We start from the raw sequence: 6,423 nt of genomic DNA on the forward strand, positions 1-6,423 counted from the left end.
CGTCTCTGTTGGCGACCGTAGCAACCAGGTGGTCCGCTGCGGTGAGAGGCCCTCTAAGACCCACCCATGATTCGGTCAAACCATTTTTATAGAAAAGTTTTCCACATGCGTCACCCCTCTTGTGGAAAACGCCCCTCGACAAGCTCCCCGCCCGGCCGACGCGTCAGTCCTGCACGGCAGAAACCGGCGGGAAGAAAGGCTGGTCGGCATAGTGATCGACGAAAGCCCGCTGTGCCGCCGACATGCCGCGCCGTGTCGCGAAGACCATGTGGACGACGCCTTCCGCCGTATGCCACTGCGGCAAGACCCGCAGCAGGCGACCCAGTCGCAGATCCTCTCGGCAACCGAGCTCATGAAGGAGCGCGACGCCCAGCCCGTCGAGCGCGGCATCGCGCACGATCATGGAATCGTTGCTGCACAGTCTCGGTTGGTGGAATATCCGGGCGCGCTCCCCACTCTCGCTGGTCAGGTCCCAGCGGTGGTGGTCGGCATGCTCGCCGATGGTGAGAGTAGGCAGGCCCTGGAGCGTTTCGATGCTTACCGGCGCAGCTTGTGCCAGGAAGGCCGGGCTGGCGACAAGAATGCGCTGACTGCGGCCGAGCTGGCGCATCGTCAGCGACAAGTCGGTTTCCTTCTCGACGTCCACCCGCAGCGCGATGTCGAAACCTTCGCGCACGATGTCCACCCGGCGGCTGGTGATATGCATGTCCATGCGGACTTGCGGATATCGAGCCAAGAACGAGGCCAGCCCTCCCGCGCCAAGATAGCGCGCCAGCCCCGGCGGGCAGCTTATCCGCAGCAGGCCGCTGACGTCCTCCCTCGCCCGCTCGGCAATCGCGCGCGTGGCGGCAAGCCCGTCGGCGATGATCTCGCATTGGCGATAGACCTCTCTGCCGACTTCGGTGATCCGCACGTTGCGGGTCGAGCGTTCCAGCAGGCGTGTGCCCAGTTCCCTTTCCAGCTTAGCCACCCGCTTGGACAGCTTGCCGCGTGCCTCGCCCGTGGCACGCTCGGCCGCCGAGAAGCCGCCATAACGCACGACCATCGCGAAGCTGCGCAAGTCTTCGAGTTCCACGCCCTTTTTTCCCCTGGCTGCGATCCGCCTCGGGCCTGTGGTACAGCCGGTCCTGCAAATTGACCACCTCAGGGCCGTCCTCAAGCCGCATGGTCGAGAGGGAAGAACACCCGGCGCAAGGTCAGGAGCGCCAGCATGCCTTCGCGCGCCTGCGCAGGGTCTGTTCCGGCGAGACCGGCTAGGCCTTCATCGATGGCCCGCGCAATCGCAGGCGATGCGGGAATGACTTTGCGGTGCGCGGATTGCGTGCGATAGTGGCCCGCCACGGCGCGGGTCGTTCGGTCAAGCACTGCAGCGGCCTCTCCGGGCAAATGCTTGTGAAGGTTATGCAAGCGCAGCAGTGCCGCACCGGCGCGAAGGTCGGTGAGCGCGCCGACCAGCGCTCCGCCCGGATCGCTCCCGCTGGCAGCAAGACGCGGCGCCAGCAGCCCGATCCGATCCAGCGCCAGGCCGATCCAGGCGCCGAGACCCGGCAAGCTCGCCCTGCCCCTGGGCTCACCGAAGGCGCCGATGTCGCGCCAGTTCGCCAGCATCAACCGCTGCGCGCCGCGCGCGGCGCCCATTGTCGAGAAGATCTTCAGCATGACCACCGAGAGCACCGCGCCCAGCAATTGCGCCAGGGCCGAGTTGACGAATGTCGGGAAATGCTCGGCATATTGCTCATTCAGCCCCACGGTGTTGAGCATTCCCAGCAGCAAACCCGTCGCCAGCAAGGCCTTGGGCGGTTTCGCCAGCAGGGAACCGCAATAGAGCAGATAGGGCGCCAGCACCGCGATCAGCACACCGAACTCGGTAACGCGCGGCAGGATGGCGAATGCATATAAGGTGGCGACGACGGTCGCGATGACCCAGCCTACCAGGAACTTGTTGAGCAGGACGGCCGGCTGATCGAAACCTGCGAAGAGGGAGCAGCAGATCGCCGCGATCATCACCGCCCCCTCACCGCTTTGCCATGCCGTCAGCCGCCAGAAGGCGACGGCGATACAGACCGTCGCCATTGCATTGAGACCGCTTCGCAGCGCCGTGGCGCGGTCCTCGTGAAGCGGGAGCGGCGCGGCGGCGCGAAGCAGTTCCGGGACATGCTCGCTAACCGAGGCACGCGTCGGCGCATGAAGCTGACGGCGCAAGTCGCGGCAATGGCAATGCGCCTCGATCAACTCGCCCAGCCGCACCAGCAGGCCCAGCTTCAGGAGATCCTGCGGTGCGATATCCGGCACGACGGGCGGCTCCAGTTCGCGGGCGCGGGCGCGCAGGACTTCGGCTTCTTCGCGATAGGCCTCCACATCCGCGCGCTCCAGCCATGTCCGCGCATCGGCGGCGAGCGCTTCCAGATCCGCTACAAAATGGCCGGAATGGCGTAGTTCGCGGAGACGGTCTTCCACCGCAGCGGCCAGCGGCGCCAGGATCGACAACTGCTGCTGAAGCGCGCGAACGGCGCCGACACGCAGGCGCCGACGCCCGGTATCGAAGGGCAGGTGTATCGAAAGCTGATGCAGTTCGGCGATATCCAGCGCCAGCTGCCGCCGGTCCTTGGCCAGCCGGGCCTCGCTTGCATGCGCGAGGGTGTCGATCGACCAGCGCTCCGCATCCCCGACGATCGCATCGACCCGTGCGAGCAGACGGTCGGACACGCTGCCGGGGAAGACCAGCGAATGCACCGCGCCCGCGCAGAGGAAGCCGAGCGCGATCTCCTGCACGCGGGCAACGGCGGTCATGAACACCGCTTCCGGCCGGTCGATGATCGGCATAGCGACCAGAACGGCGGTGAAACCGGCAAGCAGGTACATGTAGGCACGCGCCGTGCGGTCCAGCACCGCCAGATAGATGCAGAAGCCAAGCCAGGCCGCCAGCGCCAGCGTCAGGATCTCGGGCAAGCCGCGAAGGGCAGGCATCAGGATCACCGCCACGATCCCCCCTGCCGCCGTGCCGGTCAGGCGAAACAACGCCTTGGAATGAACCGCGCCCGAAAGCGGATTGGCAACGATATAGGCGGTCATGACCGACCAGAACGGCTTGGGAAACTGGAACGTCAGGGCCAGCCAGTAGGCCAGGACCGCCGCCAGCAGGCACTTGAGCGAGAACAGCGCCTCGGCAACCCCGAAGCGCGCGGCAACGCCTTTCATCCGCGCGGCCCGCCTCGTGGGCGCGTGTAATCGGCGATCGGGTGAAGAGGAAGCGAAGGCAGGTGCATCGACCCGCGCTAGGGGCTTGGCCTTGGGGCCACTAGCCGGATGTCGGGAGACACACTGTCTCCTCTCAGGAGACAATCATAGCACAATACCGCCACTTGGCCGCCGCGCGGGCATGCCGTAAGCGGCAGGCAAAGGAGAAATCCCATGGCGCAGTCCACGCGCGCAACCAGGGCGCTCGAAGCGGCGTCCATCGCCTTCAGCCTTCATTCCTACGACTACGACCCTTCCGCCGACAGCATCGGCCTGGCCGCTGCCGAGGCGCTCGGCGCCGATCCGGGGCAGGTCTTCAAGACGCTAATGGTGCTGGCCGACGGCAAGCCCGCTTGCGTGATCGCGCCCAGCAGCGGCGAAGTGTCGATGAAAAAGGCCGCAGCCGCTCTGGGCGCCAAGGCGGCGGCGATGATGAAGCCTGCCGACGCCGAACGCATGACCGGCTACAAGATCGGCGGGATAAGCCCTTTCGGTCAGATGCGCCGCGTGCCTGCAGTGATCGACGAGACGGCCGTGCTGTGGGATACGATCTTCCTGAACGCCGGCCAGCGCGGGTTGCAAGTCCGGCTTGCTGGAGAGGACGCACGGCGGTTTCTGGACGCGGCCCTTGCGGATATCGCGGCATAGCCAAAGTTTCATCGCAGGCAATTTTGGTTTTCCGCGCTCGCTCGGCCTTGGCTTGACCCTAAAAACTCAATCATTGGCATGCGGCTCTTTGTCAGGCGTGAACATACGTCCTTGCTCGGCCACAAGAATGCAAAGGATTGAGGCAATACCCATGGCGAAGTAGCTGATTGCGATAGGGATGATGGTGCCGTCGAACAGTTGTCCAATGAAGCCGGCCAATGATCACGCCGCCTACGGTCTGGATGAACCGAAGACCGACGAGACGATGCCTGCCACGTCGCCAAGGGGCTTGCCCATAGCGGGCAAGGCGGGAAGCATGATGTCGATGGCGAGCGAGTTCAGCGCCATGAGCGCGGCGATCAGACCGATGAATTCCGAGCGTCCGATGGGCCGGGTGCCGGTTAGCGTCATGGTGTCCTCAGGGAATTGTCGGGATGTTGAAGGAATGCACGGTCGATGCCGTACTCTTGCGTTGCGGGCAGCGATCCACGGGCTAGATAACCTCCAATCGGTCCCGTGTCCTGATGTCGATCGAGGAGGACAGCGTGGGTTGGCATGATTTTCTCCTGACGCCCTGCAGCACGCACACCTTTTGTCACTTCTATCCCGACAAGCCCGAACACCGCGGCTGTTTCGGCAATCTCCTTGAAGCGCTGGCACCTCACGGCATCTGCGGAGACGATATTCCGGTCGCCTTCAACTGCTTCATGAACGTTCCCGTCGATGCAAACGGCCGGATTTCCGTATTGCCCCCGCCCAGCCGGGCAGGAGACAGCATTTCCTTCCGGGCGGAAGATGACCTGATCATCGGCCTAACCGCGTGTTCAGCCTATGCGAGCAATGGCGGCACCTTCAAGCCGATCGATTATCGTATCGAGGCCTGATCGCGAAGCTCCCGCCGGTTCACTTCGACAAAGCGACCAAACCTTTATGATAACGCGGGCATGGGCCAGACCGCTATGACGGCGGAGAGGCGAAACGTCGGGTGATGGCGAAGCCGGCCCTTCCTGGCCGTTGGCTGGAACGGCAGAAATGTCCCAAGCCAAGCGTTACCCACACTGCGGAACCGACCATTCTTTGCCGGTTAGGCGCCAATTCGAACTCCTCAGGTGCGGAGTGTCCTCTTCAGCCCTGGATGTGTGAGATGCGCGTGTTCGGCTGTAAATTGGTGGGAAGCTGACCCACTTGGATAGTTCGAAAGACTGGAGGCAGAGCAGATCACTTCATGGACGGAAGCCTATGCTCGTCTTGGCATCCTCGATCAGTGCCATGGCTCGACGATACAGGTTGGGATTGCCTTCGGTCATTACGGTGAGGACCTGCAACTTCTCGCGGAGATAGACCTTGGCGAATCCAGGGCTTCCCGCGACGATTGATTGCGTGTTGCTGATGAAATCGGCGAGTTTCACGGTTTGCGCTTCGGGTGAGATGATACCGAGGCGCACGGCTTCCGCGGCTTTGCGTGCAGCGCGGTTACCTTCGTGGCACTGATCGGTCAGTTCCATCACCAGAATTGCGACAGGTTCTCCGAACTCGCGCGCGATGTCCTCTCGCGTTGTCGGGGTGTCCTCGATAGTATCGTGCAGCAGCGCGGCAGCCAACATTTCGTCAGTGTGCGGGACGCTTCGGACAATCTCCATCACTTCAATGGGGTGACTGATGTAGGGCTCACCTGTGTACTTGCGTCGGTGATCAATGCTGTTGTGAGCGTGCGAGGCGAAGTCCAGCGCTTTTGATACCAGTGATGAGAGATCCTGAGGCATGTTGGACGCTTAGCAGATATTCTTGAAGGGGGGGGGGGAGAAAGTTAGATCCCCGCATTAGTCACTTGGCCAGTGGTCTCGGGTCACGATCCAGCCCCGCCCGGATGTCTCATCTATGCAGCAGCGTGAGCATCCAGAGCCCAACGAGCAGGACAAATGCCATAGCCAACCGATAGGCGGCCGACCTTGACCAGCTACCGTAAATCTGGCGCCCGCAAGCGTAGATCGAATTTGTCTTGAGTCGGGAAAGCACCCACAAGCTAACAAGGAACGTGGACGCCCAAGATCGCCCGGAATGTGCGCGCCGGTTTGTCAAACGACCTATTGGACCGAGCCGCATCCTGCGCTAGGCGACGAGAATGCGGGGGTTGAACATTGCGATTGCCGGCTGTGGGCCGTGCGGACTGGCGGCGGCGCTGCTGCTTCACCGTGCCGATCATCACGTTACCCTGTTCGAGCGGTTCGAGAAGCCTCGGCCGATTGGTTCGGGACTTATGATCCAACCTACGGGAATGGCAGTCCTTGACCAGCTCGGCCTGCTGGACGCGGTGCAGGCGCGGGGCGCGCGCGTGGACCGCCTGTTCGGCATGGCAGGCAAGCGGGTCGTGCTCGATGTGCATTACGCTGCGCTACGCCGTCCAGACACCTTCGGCATTGGCATACATCGCGCGAGCCTGTTCGCGGTCCTGCACGAGGCTGTGCTGCAATCGGGCATCCCCCTCCTCACATGGGCATTTGGCCGTCAACCGCTGGTTGGGACTAACCTGACGTGGTT

Annotated in this window: 7 protein-coding genes and 1 pseudogene; 3 read left to right on the forward strand and 5 right to left on the reverse strand. The window is 63.1% G+C overall.

Annotated features, from left to right (window positions below; translation table 11 throughout):
- Positions 1–163: 163 nt before the first annotated feature.
- Positions 164–1,075 (reverse strand): LysR family transcriptional regulator, encoded by a 912-nt coding sequence (locus NTCA1_RS27550; RefSeq protein ID WP_159832436.1) that lies wholly within the window; start codon positions 1,073–1,075, stop codon positions 164–166.
- Between the two features lie 80 nt (positions 1,076–1,155).
- On the reverse strand, positions 1,156–3,198 hold the full coding sequence (locus NTCA1_RS27555) for an FUSC family protein (protein WP_159832437.1): 2,043 nt from the start codon (positions 3,196–3,198) through the stop codon (positions 1,156–1,158).
- A 213-nt stretch (positions 3,199–3,411) separates the two neighbouring features.
- Here NTCA1_RS27555 and ybaK point away from each other — a divergent pair, with 213 nt between their 5' ends.
- Entirely contained in the window at positions 3,412–3,885 is a 474-nt protein-coding gene (gene ybaK, locus NTCA1_RS27560; protein ID WP_159832438.1) for a Cys-tRNA(Pro) deacylase, read from the forward strand.
- A 66-nt stretch (positions 3,886–3,951) separates the two neighbouring features.
- Here ybaK and NTCA1_RS27565 read toward each other — a convergent pair whose 3' ends face one another.
- Both NTCA1_RS27565 and NTCA1_RS27570 read right to left on the reverse strand, forming a co-directional pair.
- The gene (locus NTCA1_RS27565) at positions 3,952–4,104 is read right to left on the reverse strand and encodes a hypothetical protein (RefSeq protein WP_159832439.1); all 153 of its coding nucleotides are present in this window, start codon (positions 4,102–4,104) and stop codon (positions 3,952–3,954) included.
- Between the two features lie 12 nt (positions 4,105–4,116).
- Positions 4,117–4,296 (reverse strand): hypothetical protein, encoded by a 180-nt coding sequence (locus NTCA1_RS27570; RefSeq protein WP_159832440.1) that lies wholly within the window; start codon positions 4,294–4,296, stop codon positions 4,117–4,119.
- A 92-nt stretch (positions 4,297–4,388) separates the two neighbouring features.
- Between NTCA1_RS27570 and NTCA1_RS27575 the strand changes: the two are divergent.
- Positions 4,389–4,769 (forward strand): annotated as a pseudogene (locus NTCA1_RS27575) (DUF1989 domain-containing protein); the annotation flags it as partial.
- A gap of 339 nt (positions 4,770–5,108) precedes the next feature.
- Here NTCA1_RS27575 and NTCA1_RS27580 read toward each other — a convergent pair.
- Positions 5,109–5,648 (reverse strand): HD domain-containing protein, encoded by a 540-nt coding sequence (locus NTCA1_RS27580; protein WP_159832442.1) that lies wholly within the window; start codon positions 5,646–5,648, stop codon positions 5,109–5,111.
- A 359-nt stretch (positions 5,649–6,007) separates the two neighbouring features.
- Between NTCA1_RS27580 and NTCA1_RS27585 the strand changes: the two genes are divergently transcribed.
- On the forward strand, positions 6,008–6,423 hold a 416-nt coding region (locus tag NTCA1_RS27585; RefSeq protein WP_201282621.1), incomplete at its 3' end, for an NAD(P)/FAD-dependent oxidoreductase.

Origin of the sequence: Novosphingobium sp. TCA1 (assembly GCF_009811895.1) — a bacterium.
Classification (GTDB): Bacteria; Pseudomonadota; Alphaproteobacteria; order Sphingomonadales; family Sphingomonadaceae; genus Novosphingobium; species Novosphingobium panipatense_A.

Excerpts from the sequence above, each read along its gene's own strand:
- NTCA1_RS27570 (WP_159832440.1), bottom strand. The coding sequence starts at position 4,296 with ATGACGCTAACCGGCACCCGGCCCATCGGACGCTCGGAATTCATCGGT.
- NTCA1_RS27555 (WP_159832437.1), bottom strand. The coding sequence starts at position 3,198 with ATGAAAGGCGTTGCCGCGCGCTTCGGGGTTGCCGAGGCGCTGTTCTCG.
- NTCA1_RS27580 (WP_159832442.1), bottom strand. The coding sequence starts at position 5,648 with ATGCCTCAGGATCTCTCATCACTGGTATCAAAAGCGCTGGACTTCGCC.
- ybaK (WP_159832438.1), top strand. The coding sequence starts at position 3,412 with ATGGCGCAGTCCACGCGCGCAACCAGGGCGCTCGAAGCGGCGTCCATC.